This is a genomic window from Enterobacter cloacae complex sp. IR5402 (assembly GCF_049238125.1).
In the GTDB taxonomy this organism is placed as follows: domain Bacteria; phylum Pseudomonadota; class Gammaproteobacteria; order Enterobacterales; family Enterobacteriaceae; genus Enterobacter; species Enterobacter hormaechei_C.
On the sequence record NZ_JBMKHO010000010.1, the window covers coordinates 101101 to 120779 of the forward strand.

Here is a 19679-nt window from a genome sequence, read left to right on the forward strand (position 1 = left end):
TGCTGAATAATTTATTCTTACCCCGTTTTTGTGAGGATCGTTATGCAACAGGATGCGCACAAGCGTGCATTAATTGCAGGCTCCATCGGTAATTTCATCGAGTGGTATGAATTTGCGGTCTACGGTTTTCTGGCAACGGTGATTGCCAGAAACTTCTTCCAGCTTGAGGGGGAAGCGGAGCTCACCAGCCTGATCCTTACCTGGGCCTCGTTCGCCATCGCTTTCTTCTTCCGTCCGCTGGGTGCGGTGGTCTTTGGCCGCATTGGCGACAGGATTGGCCGCAAACCGACGCTGATTATCGTGCTGGTATTGATGACGCTCGCCACCGCTGCCATCGGTATTGTGCCGGTCTACGCCAGTATCGGGATTGCCGCGCCGCTGATCGTTACGCTCCTGCGTATTCTGCAAGGACTGTTCGCGGGCGGTGAGTATGGCGGTGCGGTCTCATTGATGACGGAGTTCGCCCCGCGCGGCAAGCGCGGTCTTTACGGGGCATGGCAGTCCTTCACCGTGGCGCTCGGACTGTTAGCGGGCGCAGGTATTGTCGCGTTGCTCTCTGCCCTGCTCTCCCCTGAAGCCTTGCACGACTGGGGCTGGCGCATTCCGTTCTTCCTGGCGTTGCCGATGGGTGCGGTCGCGCTATGGCTGCGGGTGAGCATGGAAGAGACGCCGAGCTTTGTGCAGCAACGGGAAAAACCGGTTGTTACTCAGGCCACCACCGCCGCCACGTTCAAAACCATCCTGATGGGCATTGGCCGCGTGATGGTCTGGTCTGCGGCGGGCTATACCTATCTGGTGATTATGCCGACCTATCTGCAATCTGCGCTGCACACCGGTTTTAACCAGGCGCTGCTGATTGCGGTGATTTCTAACATTGGGTTTGCGCTCACGATCATTCCGTCGGGCATGCTGAGCGACAGGATCGGGCGGCGGACGGTGATGATTATCTCCACCGTGCTCCTGCTGATCCTCGCCCTGCCGCTGCTGAAAATTTTGCAGGCGGAAACCAGTACGCTGGCGGTCAAAGCGATTGTGGTGCTGATTGCGGGAGGTCTGGTTGGGATGCTGGCAGGGCCGGGGCCGGCAATGCTGTCTGAGATGTTCCCGACGCGCGTGCGTTATACCGGGCTGGGGCTGGCCTATTCTCTGTCGAATGCGATCTTCTCGGGCTGCGCGGGGCTGATCATTACCGGGCTGATTAAAGAGACGGGCAATCTGGATATTCCGGCGTACTACGTGATGGCAACGGCGGTGGTGAGTATTTTCGCGCTGATGACGCTGAGGAAGGATGACCATTTACGGTCGTTAGAGGAGTGAGATTGTTGCCCGGTGGCGCTGCGCTTAGCGGGCCTACGTTACCATGCTTTTGTAGGCCGGGTGAGGCGAAGCCGCCACCCGGCACAACAGGCTACCCGCGCTGACGCACCGCTTCGAACAGGCAGATACCCGTCGCAACAGAAACGTTCAGGGACGACACGCTGCCTGCCATCGGGATGCTGATCAGCTCGTCGCAGTGCTCGCGCGTCAGACGACGCATGCCTTCACCTTCTGCCCCCATCACCAGCGCCATGCGGCCGGTCATTTTGCTCTGATACAGGGTGTGATCCGCTTCACCGGCTGTGCCGACGATCCAGATATTCTCTTCCTGCAACAGACGCATGGTGCGCGCCAGGTTAGTCACGCGGATCAGCGGAACGTTTTCCGCCGCGCCGCAGGCAACTTTTTTAGCGGTAGCGTTAAGCTGCGCGGAACGATCTCTTGGCACAATCACCGCATGCACGCCTGCTGCATCGGCGCTACGCAGGCACGCGCCCAGGTTATGCGGGTCGGTTACGCCATCAAGGATCAGGAAGAACGGGTTATCCAGCTCAGCGATCAGATCCGGCAGATCGTTCTCCTGATACTGACGGCCTGGCTTCACGCGCGCGATAATGCCCTGGTGTACAGCTCCTTCGCTTTTCTCATCCAGATACTGGCGGTTCGCCAGTTGGATCACTACGCCCTGCGCTTCCAGCGCGTGGATCAGCGGCATCAGACGTTTATCTTCTCGCCCTTTCAGAATAAAAACTTCCTGAAAACGCTCCGGCGCGCGCTCCAGCAGGGCCTGCACCGCGTGGATGCCGTAAATCATTTCACTCATTGATGGTTCTCGTAATAAATATTTTCCCTCTCCCGTTGGGGAGAGGGTCAGGGTGAGGGGAAATTACTCCGCCTGCTGTTTCTTCGCCGCGCGCTTCGCTTTGGTCGCGGCCGCTATTTTTTGGGTCTTGGTCGACGGTTTTTTCGCTTTACGAGCGTCTTTTTTCGCCGCCTTGGGCTTCTGTTTCTTCTCGCCACGGAAAGCGCTGTCTGGCTCAAAGTTTACTCTTTTACCTGCCTGACGTCGCTTGCCGCCCGCTTTACCGTTGCCACCTTTTTTCGCTTTCTCACGCTCGGTTTTCCCGACGTTACGCGGCGCGCGCTCGCTGGAGATCAGGCTGAAGTCGATTTTTCGGTCGTCCATATTCACGGCTTCAACCTTCACTTCCACCCGATCGCCCAGACGGTAGGTCTGGCCGCCGGATTCGCCGATCAGACGTTGTCCGACCTGGTCGAAGCGGTAGTAATCGTTATCGAGGCTGGAAACGTGCACCAGACCGTCGATAAACAGCTCATCCAGACGCACGAAGAAGCCAAAGCCGGTGACGCTGGCAATCACGCCTTTAAAGATATTACCCACCTGATCCAGCATAAAGTCACACTTCAGCCAGTCCGCCACGTCGCGCGTTGCTTCATCCGCACGACGCTCGGTCATGGAACAGTGCTGGCCCAGTTGCAGCATCTCTTCAATGGAGTAATGATACCCTCCGGTTTCGGTCGTATTGCCTTTATGACCCTGCTCGTGTGCCAGCAGATACTTGATCGCACGGTGCAGGGACAGATCCGGATAACGGCGGATCGGCGAGGTGAAGTGCGCGTACGACTGTAAGGCCAGGCCAAAGTGGCCCCGGTTTTCCGGATCGTAAATCGCCTGCTTCATGGAGCGCAGCAGCATGGTTTGCAGCATTTCCGCGTCAGGACGATCGCTGATGGATTCCAGCAGCTCGGCGTAATCGCGTGGCTCAGGCTTATTACCGCCAGGCAGCTCCAGGCCGAGTTCAGCCAGCACGGAGCGGAACGAGGTTACGGCTTCCGTGGTTGGCTTGTCGTGAATACGGAACAGCGCAGGCTCTTTGGCTTTCTCAACGAAACGTGCCGCCGAGATGTTCGCCAGGATCATACACTCTTCAATCAGCTTGTGCGCATCGTTACGCTGGGTCTGCTCGATACGCTCGATACGACGCTCAGCGTTAAAGATAAACTTCGCCTCTTCACTCTCAAACGAGATCCCACCGCGCTCTTCGCGCGCCTGATCCAGCGTTTTGTAGAGGTTGTGCAGCTCTTCGATGTGTTTGACCAGCGGCGCGTACTGTTCGCGCAGATCCTGATCGCCCTGCAACATATGCCAGACCTTGGTATAGGTCAGGCGCGCATGAGAACTCATCACTGCTTCGTAGAACTTATAGCCCGTCAGACGTCCCTTGCTGGAGATGGTCATTTCGCAGACCATACACAGGCGGTCCACCTGCGGATTGAGGGAACACAGGCCGTTGGAGAGCACTTCTGGCAGCATCGGTACAACCTGAGACGGGAAGTAGACCGACGTACCGCGGCTGCGCGCTTCGTTATCCAGCGGCGTGTGTGGACGTACGTAATAACTCACATCCGCGATGGCCACCCACAGACGCCAGCCACCACCACGTTTTTTCTCACAATATACGGCATCATCGAAGTCACGGGCGTCTTCACCATCAATGGTGACCAGCGGCAGATCGCGCAGATCCACGCGGCCTGCTTTGGACTCTTCCGGCACTTCTTCACGCAGGTTTTCGATCTGGTCTTCAACCGCTTTCGGCCAGACGTACGGAATTTCATGGGTGCGCAGCGCCATATCAACGGCCATGCCGGTGCCCATGTTATCGCCCAGCACTTCGACGATTTTACCTACCGCTTTTGTGCGACGAGTTGGGCGCTGGGTGAGTTCAACCACCACCACAAAGCCCATGCGTGCGCCCATCACCTCTTCAGGCGGGATGAGAATGTCGAAGCTCAGACGGCTGTCGTCCGGCACCACAAAACCTACGCCCGCATCGGTAAAGTAACGGCCAACGATCTGGCTGGTTTTCGGCACCAGCACGCGGACCACGCGCGCTTCGCGGCGGCCTTTACGGTCTGCACCCAGCGGCTGCGCCAGGATCTGGTCGCCGTGAATACACATCTTCATCTGTTCGGATGAGAGGTACAGATCGTCTTTACGGCCTTCCACGCGCAGGAAGCCGAAGCCATCGCGGTGACCAATAACGGTGCCTTTCAGCAGGTCGAGGCGTTCTGGCAGCGCGTAGCACTGGCGACGAGTAAAGACCAGCTGCCCGTCACGCTCCATGGCGCGCAGGCGGCGGCGAAGGGCTTCAATTTGCTCTTCACCTTCAATATTTAATTCAACGGCAAGTTCTTCACGATTGGCGGGTTTTTCGCGTTTTGTTAAGTGTTCAATGATGAACTCGCGGCTGGGGATAGGATTCGCGTATTTTTCGGCTTCGCGTTCCTGGAAAGGATCTTGTGACATGTCGGTTCCTCCGTTGTCAGCTCCGGTGGAAATTTTCTTCATTCCACCAGCAATAATTTATAAAGCGGTTGATTCTCTTCAACCAAATCGGCCAGCGTGTAGTTATCCAGTTCCTTGAGAAAACTTTGCACGGCCTTTGAAAGCGCCTGTTTCAGGCGGCAAGCGGGCGTAATGTGGCAGAACGCGCTGCTACAGTTCACCAGAGAGAGCGGCTCCAGTTCACGTACCACATCGCCAATACGGATACTCTGTGCCGGTTTACCGAGACGGATCCCTCCATTCTTCCCGCGGACGGCAGCAACGTATCCGGCACGACTAAGTTGATTGATTATTTTGACCATATGATTACGGGACACACCGTACACCTCTGTGACTTCAGAGATGCTGGTCATCTTCCCATCGGGTAACGACGCCATGTAAATCAGCGCGCGTAAGCCGTAATCGGTGAAACTTGTTAACTGCACATCAACCTCAGGAAAAAGGGAAAACGCGGTTAAACCGCAGAGATATTCATTAATGATGATAAACCAGCCAGATAGTTAGCGGCTAATTTATTTGACAGACGGGGCGAAAAAGCGGAGATCCAGGAGCGGTCGCCGGATGGCGCTGCGCTTATCCGGCCTACGGGTTTCCCCGCAGGCCAGCAGTCACGAAGATTATGCGTCGAACGGGTCGCGCAGGATCATCGTTTCAGTACGATCCGGGCCGGTAGAAATAATATCGATCGGCACTTCGGTCAGTTCTTCAATGCGCTTGATGTAGTCCAGCGCGGCTTTTGGCAGGCCACTACGCTCTTTCACACCGAAGGTGGTCTCAGACCAGCCCGGCATGGTTTCGTAGATTGGCTCAATGCCTTCCCAGTCGTCAGCAGCCAGCGGAGTGGTGGTCACTTCGCGGCCATCTGGCATGCGGTAGCCAACGCAGATTTTCACTTCTTTCAGGCCGTCCAGTACGTCCAGCTTGGTCAGGCAGAAGCCAGACAGGGAGTTGATCTGCACTGCGCGACGTACGGCAACGGCGTCCAGCCAGCCGGTACGACGACGACGACCGGTGGTCGCGCCAAACTCGTTACCCTGCTTGCACAGGAACTCGCCGGTTTCATCAAACAGTTCGGTCGGGAATGGACCCGCACCCACGCGAGTGGAGTACGCTTTGATGATGCCCAGAACGTAATCCACATAACGTGGACCCAGGCCAGAGCCGGTCGCCACGCCACCCGCGGTGGTGTTAGAGGACGTAACGTACGGATAGGTACCGTGGTCGATGTCCAGCAGCGTACCCTGCGCACCTTCGAACATGACGAAATCGCCACGCTTGCGCGCCTGGTCCAGCAGATCGGACACATCAACAACCATACCGGTCAGAATGTCTGCAATCGCCATGACGTCATCCAGCACTTTCTGGTAGTCAACGGCTTCGGCTTTATAGAAGTTCACCAGCTGGAAGTTGTGATATTCCATCACTTCTTTCAGTTTTTCAGCGAAGGTTGCTTTGTCGAAGAGGTCACCGACGCGCAGACCGCGACGAGCCACTTTATCTTCGTAAGCCGGGCCGATGCCACGACCGGTGGTGCCGATCGCTTTCGCGCCACGCGCTTTTTCACGCGCCACGTCCAGCGCCACGTGATAGTCCAGGATTAGCGGGCAGGCTTCGGAGAGCAGCAGACGCTCACGAACAGGGATACCACGGTCTTCCAGACCTTTCATCTCTTTCATCAGCGCAGCTGGAGACAGCACAACGCCGTTACCGATGATGCTGGTGACGTTTTCGCGAAGGATGCCTGATGGAATAAGATGGAGGACGGTTTTTTCACCGTTGATTACGAGAGTATGGCCTGCGTTGTGACCGCCCTGGTAGCGTACAACATATTTAGCCCGTTCAGTCAGAAGATCAACAATCTTCCCTTTACCTTCGTCACCCCATTGGGTGCCCAGTACGACGACGTTGTTACCCATTTTTTCAAAATCACCGTTTGCTTAAAAATGGATTCTACCATCGCTTTTTCAGATATACAGCACTTTTTGACCCTAAAATATGCCAATTGCGGTTAGTTTTTGATCAGCCAATCGTTTTCCTCAACATGTAGTAGATAACGATACCAGCAACCACAAGACCACCGCCAAAACGACGCAAAATATTATCCGGCAGTTGGCTCATGGTGGCGATCATCCGGCGCCATGCGCGCGGATAAAGCATCGGGCCGAGGCCTTCCAGCACCAAAACCAGGGCCAGCGCGAGCCAGATCGTTGAATTCATTTTTCATCCTTATAAAAGAAAACCACCGCTCCGTGAAGAGCGGTGGTTTGAATACTCAAACGAGCCTGAGTTTATCGCGTTGCGTTGGTCGGCGTCTTCATATAACGGAAGAAATCGCTGTCCGGGCTGAGCACCATCACATCCTGGTTGCTCTTGAAGCTATTCTCGTAAGCGCGCAGGCTACGAATGAAGGCATAGAAGTCCGGATCCTGGCTGAATGCATCAGCAAACAGTTTCGCGGCTTCCGCATCACCTTCACCGCGCAGGATACGACCCTGGCGCTCAGATTCCGCCAGCGTCTTGGTGACTTCATAGTCCGCTGCCGCGCGCAGTTTTTCCGCTTCTTCCTGACCCTGTGAACGGTGACGACGGGCTACCGCTTCACGCTCGGCGCGCATACGGTTGTAGATCGCCTCGGACACTTCCGCTGGCAGGTTGATCTGCTTGATGCGCACATCAACCACTTCGATGCCCAGCGCCGCCATACTGTTCGGGTTGATCACCGGCACTTTACCGTTGGTTTCAGCCTGAACACGTTCAGCCGCTTTGGCAATCGCATCGTCTGCCGCCGGGGTTTCAACTTCATCCTCGGTGCCCGCAGAGCCGGAGTTCAGCGCATCACGCACTTCCAGCGTCAGACGACCACGGGAGTCGGTCACAATGTCTTTCACATCCAGACGACCAATTTCAGAACGCAGACGGTCAGAGAACTTACGTTTCAGCAGCACTTCTGCCTGAGAAACGTCGCCACCCCCGGTTGCCAGGAAGTAGCGGCTGAAATCGCTGATGCGCCATTTGATATAGGAATCAACGATCAGGTCTTTCTTCTCTTTGGTCACGAAACGATCGGCCTGGTTATCCATGGTCTGGATACGCGCATCGAGCGTTTTCACTGACTGAATGAACGGGATCTTAAAGTGCAGACCCGGCTCATAAATCACCGGACGCTTGTCGCCGTCACGCACGACGCTGCTGAACTGGAACTTGATCCCACGCTCGCCCTCTTTCACCACAAAGATGGAGGTGTAGAGCACGACCAGTACAATGATGATGATCGCAATAACTGACTTACGCATCCTTATTCCCCCTGACGCTGGTAGTCGTTACGCTGCGCGTTGGCACGGCGTTGGTCCATAATGTCACCATCGTTCGAAGAAGGCGTTGTGTTCGCGCTGGCGCTGCCAGACGAGGCCGGTGGCAGACGCAGCAGGTTGTTCGCACCGCTGTTGTCTTTTGCTGCCGGTGCAGAACCGCCTTTCAGCATCTGATCCAGCGGCAGGACCATCAGGTTTCCGCCTTTGTTGTCGTTAACCAGCACTTTACGCGTATGGCTCAGCACTTTTTCCATGGTCTCGATATAGAGACGCTCACGGGTAATTTCCGGCGCGGCTTTATATTCCGGCAGGATCTTCGCGAAGCGAGCCACTTCACCCTGTGCTTCCAGGATGGTCTGGGTCTTATACGCACGCGCTTCTTCCAGAATACGCTGCGCCTGACCGTTTGCACGCGGCTGAACTTCGTTGGTGTACGCTTCCGCTTCACGGATGTACTGCTGTTCGTTTTCACGCGCGGCAATCGCATCGTCAAAGGCGGCTTTCACCTCTTCCGGCGGACGTGCAGCCTGGAAGTTGACGTCCAGCAGGGTGATACCCATGTTGTACGGACGGATGGTCTCTTCCAGCTCACGCTGGGTATCGCTACGAATAACGGTACGACCTTCGGTCAGGATACGGTCCATGGTGTATTTACCGATCACGCCACGCAGGGCGCTGTCGGTCGCCTGACGCAGGCTGTCATCGGCGCTGGTCACGCTAAACAGATAACGTTCCGGATCGGTCACGCGGTACTGTACGTTCATCTCAACGCGCACCACGTTCTCGTCAGAGGTCAACATCACGCCAGAGGCGGCCAGTTCACGGACGGACTCCACGTTAACCGCGGTCACGTCATCAATGAAGGTCGGCTTCCAGTTCAGGCCCGGTTCAACCAGATGGCTGAACTTACCGAAACGGGTGACCACGCCGCGTTCTGCTTCTTTAATGGTGTAGAACCCGCTGGCTGCCCAGATGATTACTACCGCAGCGGCGACAATGCCCACCACGCGGCCACCCATTGGCGGGCGCGGACTCTGAGTGGAATTGCCACCCGAGCCAGAACCTTTTCCTCCGCCAAGGCCACCAAGCTTTTTGCTCAGTTTGCGGAAGATATCATCCAGATCCGGCGGCCCCTGCTCGCGACCACCTTTGTTGCCATTTCCCCCAGAGTTGCCGCCTTGATTATTGCTGCTTCCCCACGGGTCGCGGTCTTGTCCGTTATTACCGGGCTGATTCCACGCCATGTATATGCTCCATATTTGTTATGCAAGGGCGAATTTTTCAGGCTTCCCCTTTCTGATCAGACGATATAGTCCGCCAGCGCAGGTTCTTGTTTACAGAGGCGACGCCAGTCAACGATCGGCATACGCACCTGCATCCCCACGCTGCCGTCATCCTCCATCCACTCTTTTTCTATCGCCTGAAGCTGATAAAACCGGCTGCGCAGCCTGCCTTCCTGTGGCGGCAGTCGCAGCGTGTGCTGAGCTACCTCACCGGAAAGACGTTCTGTCAAAGCCTGGAAAAGCAGTGGCACACCAATCCCGGCCTGAGCAGACAGCCAGACCCGAATCGGTTTGTTCTCTTCGTCTCGGTCAATACGCGGTTCAAAATCGTCCAGCATATCGATCTTGTTCATCACCAACAGGGTAGGAATTTCGTGGGCGTCGATCTCTTCGAGCACCACGTTCACCGCGTCGATGTTCTCCTGCACGCGTACGTCAGCCGCATCAATCACATGCAGTAGCAGGGTCGCCTGACGCGTCTCCTGCAACGTCGCTTTAAACGCCGCGACCAGATCGTGCGGCAGATGGCGAATAAACCCTACGGTATCCGCCAGCACCGTTTCACCGACGTCTGCAACATCAATACGGCGCAGGGTTGGGTCCAGGGTCGCAAACAGCTGGTCTGCGGCATACACCTGGGCTTCGGTTATCTGGTTAAACAGGGTGGATTTACCGGCGTTGGTATAGCCCACCAGCGACACCGTAGGAATGTCGGCTTTGGTTCGCGCCCGACGCCCCTGCTCGCGCTGTTTCTCTACACGTTCCAGACGTGAAAGGATCTGGGTAATACGCCCACGCAGTAAACGGCGGTCGGTTTCGAGCTGGGTTTCACCCGGGCCGCGCAAACCAATCCCGCCTTTTTGTCTTTCAAGGTGTGTCCAGCCACGCACCAGACGCGTCGCCAGATGGCGCAACTGCGCCAGCTCAACCTGCAACTTACCCTCGTGGGTACGCGCACGCTGAGCAAAAATATCTAAGATCAACCCCGTGCGATCGATAACACGGCATTCGCAGAGAGCTTCCAGGTTACGTTCCTGAGCCGGAGACAGCGCATGATCAAACAGCACAACAGATGCGCCGGTTGCTTTTACGGCATCCGCAATTTCTACTGCTTTACCTTCACCTACAAAATACTTCGGGTGCGGCGCTTTACGGCTACCGGTAATCACCTGCATTGCTTCGACACCGGCGGAAGAGACCAGAGATTCAAACTCCTGGAGGTCTTCCATATCTTTGTCTTGCGAAAAATAGATGTGTACCAGCACCGCCTGCTCACCGGCGTCATAACGGTCAAACAAGCGTAAACCTCTCTAAAAAGATCAGCGGGGAACGCAGGATCCCTGGCTCCCCGTGTGGATAACAGCCCAAAACCTTATTCGGTTTCTTCGCTGTCCTGCGCTGGTGTTGAAGAACCCTGCGCGTTGCTGCCGTGATGGTAGTTACTGCCAGTGCCGCCGCCAGCGTTATTGCTGTGATGAGATACCGGACGGGACGGAACAACAGTAGAAATCGCGTGCTTATAGACCATCTGGCTGACCGTGTTTTTCAACAGGATCACGAACTGATCGAAAGACTCAATCTGACCTTGCAGCTTAATACCATTCACCAAATAAATAGAAACTGGAACACGCTCCCGACGCAATGCGTTCAGGAACGGATCTTGTAAAGATTGCCCCTTAGCCATTCTATCTTTTCCTTATATGCTTGTTTTGTACTTAGAACCTTGCGATTCTGAAAAATTGCGCACGATACGGCTTAATTGTACACATTCAGTCAGCGATATCACCAATAACCTCAATCACTTCGTTTAACGCCTGTTGTGGTTTTTCACTGTCTAACCAGTGAACCCCCTTCCAACCGCGTAACCAGGTGATCTGGCGCTTCGCTAACTGTCTCGTGGCGCAAACACCTCGATAAACCATTTCATCGTATGAAATCTCGCCTTCAAGATACGACCACATCTGGCGGTACCCCACACAACGAATGGAAGGCATGTCCGTATGCAAATCTCCACGGGCAAAAAGCGCCCGCACTTCTGCTTCAAAATCTGAAGCCAACATCTGATGAAAACGCTGCTCAATTCGTTGATGGAGCAGTTCACGGCTCGCCGGGGCGATGGCGAACTGATGCACCTGATACGGCAGAGCGTCTCCTGACGTTTGCGTCAGTTCCGTTAAAGTTTTACCCGAAATGAAAAAAACTTCCAGTGCCCGGGAAAGCCTTTGCGGATCGTTTGGGTGGATCCGCGCTGCGGCAACCGGGTCAATCTCTTCCAGTTGCCTGTGCAAAACGTCCCACCCCTGCTCTGCCGCCTGCCGCTCAATCTTCGCTCTCACTTCCGGATCGGCCGATGGCAGAGGCGATAACCCCTCCAGCAGCGCCTTAAAGTAGAGCATCGTGCCGCCAACTAACAGCGGTATGCGTCCCGCGGCGGTAATCTCGGCCATCTCGGCTAAGGCGTCGCGGCGAAAATCTGCCGCGGAGTAAGCCTGTGCCGGGTCGAGAATATCCAGTAAACGGTGCGGTGCCGCACGCAGTTCGTCTGCGTTGGGCTTCGCCGTGCCGATGTCCATCCCTCGGTAGATGAGGGCTGAATCAACGCTAATCAACTCTACTGGCAAAACTTTACGTAACTCAATGGCTAACGCCGTTTTGCCGGAGGCCGTTGGCCCCATTAGAAAAATCGCCTTTGGCAGGCTCGCCTTACTTACATCAGTCATGTTTCAGGGCGGTCATCGCCGTTTGTAAATCAACAGGTTGTAACAAGCCACCTGGAGGTGCTTTCACCAGCTGTGGACAGAGGCGCTCCACCTCCGCCAGAACGGTAATCGCCTGCGCCATACTCCACGGCGAATGTTCGCTGGCCAGATGGCGGGCGATCCACTGCGCGGTATCGGCGGCATCAAACGTCGTTTGCTGCGCCAGGTAGCCTATCAGTTCAGGAATCAAGTTTTGTAAATTTTGTTGGCGTAAGGGTAAAGGCACTGCGCGAATTGTCACATGCTGCGCGTCCAGTACGATTTCAATCCCCATTTCGGCCAGTTGCGTCTGCACGCGCCGCAAAACCCCTGTTTCTTCAGGGGTTATTTTCAGGCGAACAGGAATCAACAGCGGCTGCGCGCAGGCGGCATTCACCCCCGGAGTTAACTGCGCCTGTTTGAGCCAGCGCTCCGCCACGGAAAGCGCCAGCAACAGGAGTTTACCTTCGCGTTCAAGCAATGCCATGTCGGGGGCAATAATGGTTAATACCCGACCAAAACTCTGGCTATGTCCATCCAGAGAGGGGGGTGAAACCGTGATGTGCTCTTTATGCTCAACGGACGGGGTATCCAGCAGCTTGCGGTACAGCGCCCCCTGCTGTTTATGATAGCCCGGCTGAGCGTTGGGATAGTTGGCACCGGTTGGTCGCGGCGCGTTGCCCGCCGAGGATAAACGTGGAGCAGCCGGCTCGCGCGCTACCGCCGGTTCAGCAAAATGGTTACGCCCGGCCGCCACGCGGTTTTCCGGCAGTGGGCGCGGCGCGGGCGCTTCTTTTGCCAGCGGCAACTCTGGCTCTGCCTGCTGCTGCAATACAGCGGCAACGCCCTGGTAGATGAAATCATGCACCAGGCGCGACTGGTGGAAACGCACCTCGTGCTTGGCGGGGTGCACGTTAACGTCAACCTGGTGCGGGTCGATCTCCAGATAAAGCACAAAGGCGGGCTGTTGATCGGCGCCGAGCTTATCTTCGCAGGCCTGTCGAATAGCGTGGTTAATCAGGCGGTCGCGCATCATGCGGCCGTTGACGTAGCAATACTGAATTTCAGCAAAAGCGGCGCTGCTGGCGTTCGGATCGGCAACCCAGCCACGCAAGGTCAGATCGCCATGCTGCCACTCAATGGCCAGCGCTTTTTCCAGGAACGGTGTGCCGCAGATAGCGCCCAGCCGACGCTCTTTTTGCCCGCCTTCCGCCACTGCGCGATACTGGCGCATCACTTTGCCGTTATGGCTAAGGTTGATCGTGACATCAAAGCGCGCCAGCGCGATGCGGCGGATGATCTCGTCGATATGTCCGAATTCGGTCTTCTCGGTTCGCATAAACTTGCGCCGGGCGGGCGTGTTATAGAAGAGATCCAGCACTTCAAGCGTGGTGCCTACCGGGTGCGCCGCAGGTTTAACCGTGACGTCCATATCACGCCCTTCGGCGTAGGCCTGCCAGGCTTCCTGCTGGTCGGCCGTGCGGGAGGTCAACGTTAAGCGGGAAACGGAGCTGATACTGGCCAGCGCTTCGCCGCGAAAACCCAGGCTTATAATCGCTTCCAGATCGTCAAGTGAGGCAATTTTACTGGTGGCATGACGCGCCAGCGCCAGCGCCAGTTCGTCCTTTTTGATGCCACAGCCGTTATCACGAATGCGGATAAGCTTTGCGCCCCCGCGTTCGATATCGATATCAATGCGGGTCGCCCCTGCATCGAGGCTGTTTTCCACCAGTTCCTTCACCACCGACGCAGGGCGTTCCACCACCTCACCGGCGGCGATTTGGTTCGCGAGCTGCGGCGGTAGAACCTGAATCGGCATGAACTCTCCTTAATTAGTCGCGGTCATTTCACCCGGCAGCGCGGCGCTTGCCGTCTGGGCTGCCCCGCCCTGCGGCGCAGACTGAAGCGGATGCGCGTCAAAGTATTTACGCAGACCGTTATAAATCGCTTCGGCAATTTGCTGCTGATAGCTGTCGCTTCCCAGTAAACGCTCTTCACCATGGTTACTGATAAAGCCCGTCTCTACCAGAATCGACGGGATATCCGGCGAACGCAGGACACCAAGGCTTGCATGCTCCGGGCGACGCTTATGCAGCGATCCAATGCTTTGCAGCTGGCTCAGTACGTTAGTGGCGACATCATACCCGACGCGCTGAGAATGACCGAACTGTAAATCCAGTACCGCCTGGCTGAGATACGGATCGGCCTGGCTGTTTGCCAGCACATCGCCTGCCCCGCCTAACAGTTCAGATTGCTTCTCGTGCTCTTCAAGCCAGTTCGCCATTTCACTGTTGGCTCGACGGTTCGACAGCACCCATACCGACGCGCCGGTGGCGTTACGGTTCGGCGCAGCATCCGCGTGAATCGACACCAGGAAGTTGGCGTTTTGCTTACGCGCCACATCCGAGCGTCCCATCACTGAAATAAAGTAATCTCCGTCGCGGGTCATGACCCCTTTAAACATCGGATCGTCATTCAGAAGCGCACGCAGCTTACGGGCAATGGCGATAGTGACGTTTTTCTCCCGCGTGCCGCCCGGGCCAATCGCGCCAGGATCTTGCCCGCCGTGTCCGGCGTCGATGGCGATAATCACTTTGTCGCCACTGACCGGTGTTCGCCGCGCGCTGACCGCCGGACGCGTCACCGTGTTGCTGCTGGTCACGGCGGTAAGTCGGTCATTTTGTGATTTAAACGGATTACGGGCTGGCTCAGACGGCCTTGGGGTATAAACCGGCGCTTCCACGCGTTTTGCTACAACAGGTGCAGGCGGTGGCGGCGGCGGAACATCAGCATTAATGGTAAAGACCACCGTATAATTGGCGCCGTTTTGCTGCTTAACCGCCTTCGTTTTGCCCTTTTCGGTGAGATCGACCACCAGACGCAGAGACTGCGTATCCTTCGGCGTTCCCGAACGGATGCTTTTCAGCAGATTGTTGCCGCTGAACTGGAGCGGCAGCCCCTGGATCACCCCGGTCTGTTTAATATCGAGCGCCACGCTGCGGCTGTCGATTTGTGAGAAAGCATATTCAGGATCGCCCATAAAGCTGAACGTAATGCGGGCCTGGCTATCGCCATTCGACACCTGAATATCCGAGAGGCTGGCCGCCCCGACCTGCGCGCACAGCAGGACCGTGGCAGCCAGCACCCAACCTTTAACGCGATTAATCATCCCGTTATCCCTACGCTCAACCGGCTAAACGCGCCAGTAAGGAACAGCCTGATGAGGAAACCGCACTGATGCGTGCCTCACGCCCTTGTGCCTGGTAATCTAAGTGAATTTCGACATCCGGGTCAGGCAGCACACCCGCACCTTGTTGCGGCCACTCCACCAGGCAGATGGCGTCGTTGGCAAAGTAATCGCGGATCCCCATAAATTCCAGCTCCTCCGGGTCCGCAAGACGATATAAATCAAAGTGGTACACCATGATATTTTCAAGCGTGTACGGTTCCACCAGCGTGTAGGTCGGGCTTTTTACGTTCCCGTTATGGCCTAACGCCTGCAAAAAGCCACGGCTGAAGGTTGTTTTACCCGCGCCTAAATCACCATACAGATAAATGACGGTCGCCCCCTGACAGGCCTGCGCCACGCGCTTGCCGAGATCTAAAGTGGCTTGTTCATCAGGTAAAGGAATCGCTCGATTAGTCATTTTCTACGTCAATCACATCCGGGTTAACAACACGCCGCAGCGTGCAAAAAAGATCGGTGGCCAGCATACCGCGCGTTCCGTAACGAGCAGCCAGCCTGTCAGCCGCCGTACCGTGGGCCACGCAGCCCGCACAGGCTGCATCATAAAGGGGAAGTTTCTGTCCGAGCAATGCGCCAATGATGCCAGAGAGTACATCGCCCATGCCGCCGCTCGCCATGCCTGCATTACCGGCATCAACGATGCCCATCGCATCATCGCTGGCGATAACGGTTCCCGCCCCTTTCAAAACGGCAACACCTCCGTAACGTTTTACCAGACGTTGGGCTGAAAGTAAGCGATCGCTTTCAATTTCTGCCACGCTACAGTTAAGCAGCCGTGCGGCTTCGCCGGGGTGCGGCGTCAGAATGCGATTGTGACGCTTATCCGGGTTTATTGCCAGAAGGTTAAGCGCGTCGGCATCCCAGAGCATCGGTTTACGAAAATTCTCGGCCTTTTGCAGGGCCTGTTTACCCCACTCCTGCTGACCCAGGCCCGGACCAATGACCACCACGTCCGCCCACTCAAGACCCTTTTCAATCGCCTGCGGGGTAAGCTCGTGGACCATCAGCTCCGGCCGCGCGGTAATAATGGGCGGATTGTTTTCGCTGCGGGTCAGCACGCGTATTAATCCGCCGCCGCTGCGCAACGCGGCCTCTCCGGTCATTCGAATCGCACCTGCCGTGCCATGATCGCCACCAATAATCAGCAGTCGGCCATGGTCACCCTTATGGGAGGTGGGACGACGCGGCGGTAGCCACTGTGCAAGCTGGGAGGCATCAAAGCGGGTGATGTGGGTATCCTGTCCGATCAGCCAGTTTTCCAGCCCCAGGGCGTTGTGGTGTAACGTGCCCACGACATCCCGCGCTTTCCCGGTAAGCAGCCCCGGCTTCAGGGCGATAAAGGTCACGGTGTGCGCCGCCTCAATCGACACGCCCGGCGTCGCGCCGGTTTGCGCCATCAGGCCGGAGGGAATATCCAGCGCTACCACCGGGGCGGGGTGCGCATTAGCGCGCGTAATCAGCGCGGCGACGTCATCGCGAGGCGCGCGCATCAGTCCCGTCCCCAGCAGACCATCAACAATCACGTCGACATCCTCGGGCCAGATAATATCAGGCGCATGAATAATGCCCCCCGCATTCAGCCAGGCCTCTCTCGCCATGCCAGCCTCTTCCGGTAGCGGCTTGTCGCTCTCCAGCGCCATCAGGGTGACGCGCAGCCCCGCCGCCACCGCAAGACGAGCCACCACATAGCCATCGCCACCGTTATTGCCGTGCCCGCACAGGATCAGATAGTGCGAGGCATCCGGATAAGCCGTGCGCGCCACGTTAAACGCCGCCTCGCCCGCGCGCTGCATCAGTTCGTAAAGGGTAATGCCGAGGCTATCTGCGGCCTCTTTCTCGGCCCGACGGAGGTCATCCGCATGCCAGATGGAATGTGGTATACTTGCGAGGTTTTTCTTCACAGTATGGTCCGTCATGTCACAGCCCCTCGATCTCAATGAATTAGCGCAAAAAATAAAACAGTGGGGTGCTGAACTGGGCTTCCAGAAGGTCGGTATTACTGACACCGACCTCTCTGCCAGTGAGCCTAAGCTCCAGGCATGGCTGGATAAACAATACCACGGCGAGATGGAGTGGATGGCGCGTCACGGTATGATGCGTGCCCGCCCCCACGAGCTGTTGCCGGGTACGCTGCGCGTTATTAGCGTACGCATGAACTATCTGCCTGCTAACGCGGCCTTTGCGCGCACGCTAAAAAATCCTTCGCTGGGTTACGTCAGCCGATACGCGCTGGGGCGTGATTACCATAAACTTCTACGCAACCGTCTAAAAAAGCTCGGGGAAACCATTCAGCAGCACTGTGTTTCGCTGAATTTTAGACCCTTTGTCGATTCTGCGCCTATTCTTGAGCGCCCGATCGCCGAAAAAGCCGGGCTCGGCTGGACAGGTAAGCACTCACTTATCTTAAGCCGCGACGCGGGCTCATTCTTTTTCCTGGGTGAACTACTGATTGATTTACCTCTGCCGGTAGACAGTCCGGTGGAAGAAGGTTGTGGCCGCTGTGTGGCCTGTATGACCATCTGCCCGACGGGCGCGATTGTCGAACCGTATACCGTTGATGCGCGCCGCTGTATCTCTTATCTCACTATCGAGCTGGAAGGCGCTATTCCAGAGGAGTTTCGTCCGCTTATTGGCAACCGCATCTACGGCTGTGATGACTGTCAGCTGATTTGTCCGTGGAACCGTTATTCACAGTTGACGGACGAAGAAGACTTCAGTCCGCGCAAGGCGTTACATGCCCCGCAGTTGATCGAACTGTTCGCCTGGAGCGAAGCCTGGTTCCTGAAGGTGACGGAGGGTTCCGCCATACGTCGTATCGGCCACCTGCGCTGGCTGCGTAATGTGGCCGTTGCGCTGGGGAATGCCCCGTGGGATGAAGCAAATCTTCAGGCGCTCGAAAGCCGTAGAGGTGAGCACCCACTTCTTGATGAGCACATAGAATGGGCGATTGCGCAGCAAATTGAGAAGCGAAATGCAGGCGTGGTTGAAGTGCAGTTACCGAAGAAACAGCGCCTGGTCAGGGTGATTGAAAAAGGACTGCCGCGGGATGTGTGATATATTCACAGGCTGTGAATAAAAATAAGAATTCAGGCGCCATCAGCTCTGGCAAACAGGTCAAGTGATCTCAATAACATTTTGAAATCAAATTTTCTTCATAAATTACAGTTAATTACGAAGATATTATTCACCCTGCTAACATTTCGTAGAGACTGGTTTTATCACGGTTTCTGTGGATAACTCTGTTCACAAGAGTATTTCAGACATAATAGAAAACGTCCCCAACGAAGCACTTCGCTGTGGATAATCTGGAGATGAAGAAGAATTTGGAGCGGGAAACGAGACTCGAACTCGCGACCCCGACCTTGGCAAGGTCGTGCTCTACCAACTGAGCTATTCCCGCTTGGGTGTTCTGGTGCTATGCGTATCTTGCGATACTTTCAAATTTTGGAGCGGGAAACGAGACTCGAACTCGCGACCCCGACCTTGGCAAGGTCGTGCTCTACCAACTGAGCTATTCCCGCTTGGGTGTTCTGGTGCTGGCGTATCTTGCGATACTTTTCAAATTTTGGAGCGGGAAACGAGACTCGAACTCGCGACCCCGACCTTGGCAAGGTCGTGCTCTACCAACTGAGCTATTCCCGCAAATCTGTACTGCTTTTGTTGCTGTCGTAACGTGTAATTCTCTGTCGTTACGGGAGGCGCATTATACGAGAAATCCGTTTAGCTGCAACCCCCCTCAAAGCGATTTTTTTGAAATTCAGTTCAAGTGCTTATTTAATCGGCAAGCTGAACAATTTAGCGACAAAAACCCGGCCACGCAAGGCGCCGGATCGCAAAATCAGAGCTTAATAAAGTTTTCGCGATAGTACGCCAGCTCCGCAACAGACTCACGGATGTCATCCATCGCCTGGTGCGTCCCCTGCTTTGTGAAGCCGTCGAGAATTTCCGGTTTCCAGCGGCGGGCCAGCTCTTTCAGGGTGCTCACATCCAGATAGCGGTAGTGGAAGTAGGACTCCAGCTCCGGCATGTACTTAAACAGGAAACGACGATCCTGACCAATGCTGTTGCCACAGATAGGCGATTTTCCTGCCGGCACCCACTGCTTCAGAAATTCAAGCGTCGCCAGCTCCGCTTCGCGGTCGCCCAGGGTGCTGGCCTTCACGCGTTCCACCAGCCCGCTGCCGGTATGGGTACGCACGTTCCACTCATCCATCAGCGCAAGCTGGTCATCGGACTGGTGCACGGCAATCGTTGGGCCTTCCGCCAGAATATTGAGGTTGGCATCGGTGACCAGTGTGGCGATCTCAATAATGCGATCGCGCTCGGGATCAAGGCCGGTCATCTCCAGATCGATCCAAATCAGGTTGTTTTCGTCCGCGCTCATGTTATTTTCCACCCTTCTCGCATAACCGGCAG

General features: G+C 56.0%; 17 protein-coding genes and 3 tRNA genes. 2 read left to right on the forward strand and 18 right to left on the reverse strand.

What is annotated here, in order from left to right; translation table 11 throughout:
- Window positions 1-42: 42 nt before the first annotated feature.
- The gene (locus ACOTXL_RS16805; protein ID WP_023315262.1) at window positions 43-1317 is read left to right on the forward strand and encodes an MFS transporter; all 1275 of its coding nucleotides are present in this window, start codon (window positions 43-45) and stop codon (window positions 1315-1317) included.
- 91 nt (window positions 1318-1408) lie between these two features.
- Here the strand turns inward: ACOTXL_RS16805 and rlmB are convergent, their stop codons facing one another.
- The 14 genes from rlmB to nnr all read right to left on the reverse strand — a co-directional run bounded on the left by rlmB (window position 1409) and on the right by nnr (window position 17179).
- Window positions 1409-2140, reverse strand: coding sequence for a 23S rRNA (guanosine(2251)-2'-O)-methyltransferase RlmB (gene rlmB, locus ACOTXL_RS16810; protein WP_003856001.1), 732 nt, complete (start codon window positions 2138-2140; stop codon window positions 1409-1411).
- 63 nt (window positions 2141-2203) lie between these two features.
- The gene (rnr, locus tag ACOTXL_RS16815; RefSeq protein WP_003855999.1) at window positions 2204-4645 is read right to left on the reverse strand and encodes a ribonuclease R; all 2442 of its coding nucleotides are present in this window, start codon (window positions 4643-4645) and stop codon (window positions 2204-2206) included.
- A 38-nt stretch (window positions 4646-4683) separates the two neighbouring features.
- The gene (gene nsrR, locus ACOTXL_RS16820) at window positions 4684-5109 is read right to left on the reverse strand and encodes a nitric oxide-sensing transcriptional repressor NsrR (RefSeq protein ID WP_003855998.1); all 426 of its coding nucleotides are present in this window, start codon (window positions 5107-5109) and stop codon (window positions 4684-4686) included.
- Window positions 5110-5301: 192 nt separating this feature from the next.
- On the reverse strand, window positions 5302-6600 hold the full coding sequence (locus ACOTXL_RS16825) for an adenylosuccinate synthase (protein WP_003855997.1): 1299 nt from the start codon (window positions 6598-6600) through the stop codon (window positions 5302-5304).
- Window positions 6601-6703: 103 nt separating this feature from the next.
- Window positions 6704-6901, reverse strand: coding sequence for a DUF2065 domain-containing protein (locus ACOTXL_RS16830; RefSeq protein WP_003855996.1), 198 nt, complete (start codon window positions 6899-6901; stop codon window positions 6704-6706).
- Between the two features lie 71 nt (window positions 6902-6972).
- Window positions 6973-7977, reverse strand: coding sequence for a protease modulator HflC (gene hflC, locus ACOTXL_RS16835; RefSeq protein ID WP_003855994.1), 1005 nt, complete (start codon window positions 7975-7977; stop codon window positions 6973-6975).
- A gap of 2 nt (window positions 7978-7979) precedes the next feature.
- On the reverse strand, window positions 7980-9239 hold the full coding sequence (gene hflK, locus ACOTXL_RS16840) for an FtsH protease activity modulator HflK (RefSeq protein WP_003855992.1): 1260 nt from the start codon (window positions 9237-9239) through the stop codon (window positions 7980-7982).
- Window positions 9240-9295: 56 nt separating this feature from the next.
- Complete coding sequence (gene hflX / locus ACOTXL_RS16845) at window positions 9296-10576, reverse strand: ribosome rescue GTPase HflX (protein WP_003855991.1); 1281 nt, start codon at window positions 10574-10576, stop codon at window positions 9296-9298.
- 74 nt (window positions 10577-10650) lie between these two features.
- Window positions 10651-10962 (reverse strand): RNA chaperone Hfq, encoded by a 312-nt coding sequence (gene hfq / locus ACOTXL_RS16850; protein ID WP_003855990.1) that lies wholly within the window; start codon window positions 10960-10962, stop codon window positions 10651-10653.
- Between the two features lie 85 nt (window positions 10963-11047).
- Complete coding sequence (gene miaA / locus ACOTXL_RS16855) at window positions 11048-11998, reverse strand: tRNA (adenosine(37)-N6)-dimethylallyltransferase MiaA (protein WP_003855989.1); 951 nt, start codon at window positions 11996-11998, stop codon at window positions 11048-11050.
- The gene (gene mutL, locus ACOTXL_RS16860; RefSeq protein ID WP_003855987.1) at window positions 11991-13835 is read right to left on the reverse strand and encodes a DNA mismatch repair endonuclease MutL; all 1845 of its coding nucleotides are present in this window, start codon (window positions 13833-13835) and stop codon (window positions 11991-11993) included. Before mutL ends, miaA begins: the two co-directional genes overlap by 8 nt.
- A 9-nt stretch (window positions 13836-13844) precedes the next feature.
- Window positions 13845-15185, reverse strand: coding sequence for an N-acetylmuramoyl-L-alanine amidase AmiB (gene amiB, locus ACOTXL_RS16865; RefSeq protein ID WP_045350657.1), 1341 nt, complete (start codon window positions 15183-15185; stop codon window positions 13845-13847).
- Between the two features lie 16 nt (window positions 15186-15201).
- Window positions 15202-15663, reverse strand: coding sequence for a tRNA (adenosine(37)-N6)-threonylcarbamoyltransferase complex ATPase subunit type 1 TsaE (tsaE, locus tag ACOTXL_RS16870; protein ID WP_003855970.1), 462 nt, complete (start codon window positions 15661-15663; stop codon window positions 15202-15204).
- Complete coding sequence (nnr, locus tag ACOTXL_RS16875; RefSeq protein ID WP_045350656.1) at window positions 15656-17179, reverse strand: bifunctional ADP-dependent NAD(P)H-hydrate dehydratase/NAD(P)H-hydrate epimerase; 1524 nt, start codon at window positions 17177-17179, stop codon at window positions 15656-15658. The genes tsaE and nnr overlap by 8 nt, the downstream gene beginning before the upstream one ends.
- Between nnr and queG the strand changes: the two genes are divergently transcribed.
- On the forward strand, window positions 17178-18317 hold the full coding sequence (gene queG / locus ACOTXL_RS16880; protein WP_003855966.1) for a tRNA epoxyqueuosine(34) reductase QueG: 1140 nt from the start codon (window positions 17178-17180) through the stop codon (window positions 18315-18317). The genes nnr and queG overlap by 2 nt on opposite strands.
- Window positions 18318-18587: 270 nt before the next feature.
- Here the strand turns inward: queG and ACOTXL_RS16885 are convergent.
- The 4 genes from ACOTXL_RS16885 to orn all read right to left on the reverse strand — a co-directional run bounded on the left by ACOTXL_RS16885 (window position 18588) and on the right by orn (window position 19647).
- Window positions 18588-18663: transfer RNA gene (locus ACOTXL_RS16885), tRNA-Gly, on the reverse strand.
- Between the two features lie 45 nt (window positions 18664-18708).
- Window positions 18709-18784, reverse strand: a tRNA-Gly gene (locus ACOTXL_RS16890).
- Between the two features lie 45 nt (window positions 18785-18829).
- Window positions 18830-18905: transfer RNA gene (locus ACOTXL_RS16895), tRNA-Gly, on the reverse strand.
- 196 nt (window positions 18906-19101) lie between these two features.
- A complete protein-coding gene (gene orn / locus ACOTXL_RS16900; RefSeq protein WP_003855965.1) occupies window positions 19102-19647 on the reverse strand; it encodes an oligoribonuclease in 546 nt (181 codons plus the stop codon).
- Window positions 19648-19679 lie beyond the last annotated feature (32 nt).

Bases quoted from the DNA above. Each gene is read 5' to 3' on its own strand.
- mutL (WP_003855987.1), bottom strand. From the start codon at position 13,835: ATGCCGATTCAGGTTCTACCGCCGCAGCTCGCGAACCAAATCGCCGCC.
- tsaE (WP_003855970.1), bottom strand. From the start codon at position 15,663: ATGACTAATCGAGCGATTCCTTTACCTGATGAACAAGCCACTTTAGAT.
- ACOTXL_RS16805 (WP_023315262.1), top strand. From the start codon at position 43: ATGCAACAGGATGCGCACAAGCGTGCATTAATTGCAGGCTCCATCGGT.
- hflC (WP_003855994.1), bottom strand. From the start codon at position 7,977: ATGCGTAAGTCAGTTATTGCGATCATCATCATTGTACTGGTCGTGCTC.
- orn (WP_003855965.1), bottom strand. From the start codon at position 19,647: ATGAGCGCGGACGAAAACAACCTGATTTGGATCGATCTGGAGATGACC.
- ACOTXL_RS16830 (WP_003855996.1), bottom strand. From the start codon at position 6,901: ATGAATTCAACGATCTGGCTCGCGCTGGCCCTGGTTTTGGTGCTGGAA.
- hfq (WP_003855990.1), bottom strand. From the start codon at position 10,962: ATGGCTAAGGGGCAATCTTTACAAGATCCGTTCCTGAACGCATTGCGT.
- rnr (WP_003855999.1), bottom strand. From the start codon at position 4,645: ATGTCACAAGATCCTTTCCAGGAACGCGAAGCCGAAAAATACGCGAAT.
- amiB (WP_045350657.1), bottom strand. From the start codon at position 15,185: ATGATTAATCGCGTTAAAGGTTGGGTGCTGGCTGCCACGGTCCTGCTG.
- hflK (WP_003855992.1), bottom strand. From the start codon at position 9,239: ATGGCGTGGAATCAGCCCGGTAATAACGGACAAGACCGCGACCCGTGG.
- miaA (WP_003855989.1), bottom strand. From the start codon at position 11,998: ATGACTGATGTAAGTAAGGCGAGCCTGCCAAAGGCGATTTTTCTAATG.
- rlmB (WP_003856001.1), bottom strand. From the start codon at position 2,140: ATGAGTGAAATGATTTACGGCATCCACGCGGTGCAGGCCCTGCTGGAG.
- queG (WP_003855966.1), top strand. From the start codon at position 17,178: ATGTCACAGCCCCTCGATCTCAATGAATTAGCGCAAAAAATAAAACAG.
- ACOTXL_RS16825 (WP_003855997.1), bottom strand. From the start codon at position 6,600: ATGGGTAACAACGTCGTCGTACTGGGCACCCAATGGGGTGACGAAGGT.
- nnr (WP_045350656.1), bottom strand. From the start codon at position 17,179: ATGACGGACCATACTGTGAAGAAAAACCTCGCAAGTATACCACATTCC.